Source organism: Candidatus Rokuibacteriota bacterium, from assembly GCA_016209385.1.
Classification (GTDB): Bacteria; Methylomirabilota; Methylomirabilia; order Rokubacteriales; family CSP1-6; genus JACQWB01.
This window is the reverse complement of sequence record JACQWB010000160.1, coordinates 1-2,760: the sequence shown is the minus strand read 5'-3', so window position 1 is coordinate 2,760 and position 2,760 is coordinate 1. Positions and strand designations below refer to the sequence as shown.

The 2,760-nt window shown below is 68.6% G+C and carries 4 protein-coding genes; 3 read left to right on the top strand and 1 reads right to left on the bottom strand.

Going from position 1 to position 2,760, the window contains the following annotated elements; translation table 11 throughout:
• The first annotated feature begins 31 nt into the window (after positions 1 to 31).
• Both HY726_11195 and HY726_11190 read left to right on the top strand, forming a co-directional pair.
• A complete protein-coding gene (locus HY726_11195) occupies positions 32 to 973 on the top strand; it encodes a transketolase (protein MBI4609563.1) in 942 nt (313 codons plus the stop codon).
• A 10-nt stretch (positions 974 to 983) separates the two neighbouring features.
• Positions 984 to 1,910: a transketolase family protein gene (locus HY726_11190; protein MBI4609562.1), complete on the top strand. Its 927-nt coding sequence runs from the start codon at positions 984 to 986 to the stop codon at positions 1,908 to 1,910.
• 21 nt (positions 1,911 to 1,931) lie between these two features.
• Here HY726_11190 and HY726_11185 read toward each other — a convergent pair whose 3' ends face one another.
• On the bottom strand, positions 1,932 to 2,363 hold the full coding sequence (locus tag HY726_11185) for a hypothetical protein (protein MBI4609561.1): 432 nt from the start codon (positions 2,361 to 2,363) through the stop codon (positions 1,932 to 1,934).
• A gap of 131 nt (positions 2,364 to 2,494) precedes the next feature.
• Between HY726_11185 and HY726_11180 the strand changes: the two genes are divergently transcribed.
• Entirely contained in the window at positions 2,495 to 2,674 is a 180-nt protein-coding gene (locus tag HY726_11180; GenBank protein ID MBI4609560.1) for a hypothetical protein, read from the top strand.
• Positions 2,675 to 2,760 lie beyond the last annotated feature (86 nt).

The following is a 2,760-nucleotide window of genomic DNA, read 5'->3' as shown; positions in this document are numbered from 1 at the left end:
GCATTACGCCGACACGCTCCTCTAGACCTTCATGCCCGGCGCTGACCTGAAGCGGCTGGCCGAGATCGCGCGCGACTGCCGGGTCGAGATCATCCGGATCCTGACCCACGCGGGCTCCGGCCATCCGGGCGGGTCACTCTCCGCCATCGACCTCCTCACCGCGCTCTACTTCGGCGGCTTCCTCCGCTACGATCCGAAGGACCCGTGGTGGCCCGAGCGCGACCGCTTCATTCTCTCCAAGGGCCACTGTGTCCCCGCCCTCTACGTGGTCCTGGCGCGGATCGGCTATCTCTCCGAAGCCGAGCTCCCCTCCCTCAGGAAGCTCGGGAGCCGTCTCCAGGGCCACCCCTACCCCGGTCCCCCCGGCGAAAGGGTCCCGGGCATCGAGGCGGCCACGGGGTCGCTGGGTCAGGGGCTCTCGATCGCGATCGGCATGGCGCTGGCCGCGCGGATGGAAAGACGCGCGTCCCGCATCTTCGGCATGCTGGGGGACGGCGAGTGCCAGGCCGGGCAGGTCTGGGAGGCCGCGATGGCGGCGCCGAAGGTGGGCGGCACCCGGTACTGCCTCGACAACCTCTACGTGGTCGTCGACCGGAACGGGATCCAGAACGACGACTTCGTGGACAGGACCCTGAGCCTCGATCCCCTCGCCGCCAAGTGGGAGAGCTTCGGCTGGCACGTGATCGAGATCGCGGACGGCCACGAGATGGGCGCCATCGTGAAAGGGTTCCGGGCGGCGCTCGAGGTGACGGGGAGGCCCGTGGTCCTGATCGCGCGGACCGTCAAGGGGAAGGCGGTCTCGTTCATGGAGAACAACCCCAAGTGGCACGGGGTGGCGCCCAAGCCCCGGGAGGCAGTTCAGGCGATCCGCGAGATTCTCGGCGTTGGCGAAGCGGAATGGCCGGCGTACCTCGGGCGCACGCCGAAGGTGGCGGCGATCGTCAGGGAGCTCGAGGCCCTCGAGACCAGATAGGAGACGCGAGATGCCGGCAAAGGCGACGCGGGTGGCGTTCGGCGAGGCGCTCCTGGAGCTCGCGGCGACGAACACGCGGATCGTCGTGGTCAACGCGGACCTTGCGAAGTCCACGATGACCCAGAAGTTCGCCGAGACCTACCCCGACCGTGCCTTCAACGTCGGCGTCGCGGAGGCCAACCTGATCGGGATGGGCGCGGGGCTGGCGCTCTCGGGCTGGATCCCCTTTATCTGCACCTTCGCCTGCTTCGTGATCGGGCGCTTCGAGACGATCCGGCTCTCGCTCGCCTACTCCCACGCCAACGTCAAGATCGTCGGCACCCACGCCGGCCTCGGCATCGGCGAGGACGGGTACAGCCAGATGGGAATGGAGGATCTGACGCTGGCCCGCGCGCTCCCAAACCTGGCCATCATCCAGCCCGCCGACGAGGTCGAGACCAAACAGGCCGTGGCCTACGCGGTCGACCACGACGGCCCCGTCTACTTTCGCCTCACCCGGCAGGCGGTCGAGCCGGTCTCCCCCTCGGGGTATATCTTCCAGTTCGGGAAGGGCGCGGTGCTGAGGCGGGGCTCGGACGTCACGATTCTCGCGACCGGGGGCCCGCTCTCCAACTGCCTCAAGGCCGCCGAGCTTCTCGCCGCCGACGGGCTCCAGGCCGAGGTCATCAACATCGCCACCCTCAAGCCGCTCGACGAGGAGCTGATCCTGAGGTCGGTGGGCAAGACCGGACACGTGGTGACCGTGGAAGATCACACGATCCGGGGTGGGCTGGGCGGTGCTGTCGCCGAGCTCCTGAGCGAGCTGCTCCCGACGCCCCTCAAGCGGCTCGGCGTCGAGGGGTTCGGCGAGTCGGGCGATCCGAAGGGGCTCTACGCCCGGTACGGCCTGGACCCCGACGGCATCGCCCAGACCGTGCGGAAGTCCCTGAACCGCTGAGCGCTACCAAGCCACAAGGTTTCACGGACGCGCCGGCGCGGCGGCGTCGGCCACGACGTGGATGACACGCAGGCCGAACTTCCGCTCGGCCCGGTGCACCAGGTCCAACTTCAGCCAGCGGGAAATGCCGGGCGGCAACGTGCAGATGACGAGAGTGTCGTAGCCGGGGTGCATGCGCAGTTCGTCGGTGATCGCCTGCAGCGGCTCTGCCGCCCCGACGGCAGTCCGGAAGACTCGCGCTCGCACGTTCTCTTCGAGTAGCGTCTTCGCGGCTTCGGCACGCTGCATTGCCACGTCTACCGTTTCGCCCTCCCACGTCAACGGCGACCCGGGCGCTTCCGGTACGAGCACGGCGAACTCCGCTGCGGGGTCCTCCGCGATCAGCGCGCTCACTTTGCGCTGCAGGGCGGGGCTCAAGGCGGTCTGATGCGTGACGATGAGATACCTCGACATCTATTCACCTCCATCATCAACCTCGGTCGTCGATGGCGATCCACCGCCCGTTCCAGGCGGCTCCCTTCTATTCGCTACCGGATGTTCCACAGTAGGTAGGCGGTCATGGCCGTTCCCAGGAGGGCGGCGCCATAGCACAGGAGCAAGGCGGCGGAGCGCCGCAGCGGACGCGAGCAAAGCCGTGGGCCAGAGCAGGAAAGACCGGACACGTGGTGACCGTGGAGGATCACACGGTCCGCGGTGGGCTGGGCGGCGCTGTCGCCGAGCTCCTGAGCGAGCTGCACCCGACGCCTAGGAGCGTATCGGAGTAATGCCCTTCGGGCGCGCGCACCCACTTCGTGGGTACCCGGCGCGGGTACCCGGCCCGCGCAACCAACTCGGGCCTCGCCTCGTGGCT